The organism is Anoxybacillus sp. EFIL (assembly GCF_013096955.1).
Lineage (GTDB): Bacteria > Bacillota > Bacilli > Bacillales > Anoxybacillaceae > Anoxybacillus > Anoxybacillus ayderensis.
In genome coordinates, this window is sequence record NZ_SDLH01000139.1 from 1 (window position 1) to 364 (window position 364).

1 pseudogene is annotated in these 364 nt (G+C 40.9%); it reads left to right on the forward strand.

Features of this window, described 5'->3' with window-relative positions:
- Positions 1 to 127: 127 nt before the first annotated feature.
- Positions 128 to 364 (forward strand): annotated as a pseudogene (locus ES017_RS15700) (ISL3 family transposase); the annotation flags it as partial.

A 364-nucleotide genomic window follows, 5' to 3' on the forward strand; every position in this document is an offset into this window, starting at 1 on the left:
GGCTCTTCACCACAAGTTGTACTTGATCATTTAAGATCGGTGTGCATATAGAAAATAGGGGTACAAAAAATGCGAATTTTCCTGTATGGTAAAGGTGACCAAACCAAACCATTGGAGGAAAATTCGCATGTACTCTCAGTTTATCAAAGAACTCATCGATTTACCAGATGTTTTGATTCAAAAGGTGCGAAAAGAAGGAGATCGTTGGATTTTCGAACTTTCTCTACCTGAACAATGCCCGTTATGTCCTGTCTGCTTGAAACGCACGATCAAAATGACAGGAAAAAAGAAGCAATGGATGCATGGCTATGCTCAACGAATCGGGATTTTTTGGATTGAACTCCCTGTCGAGCGCAGACGTTGT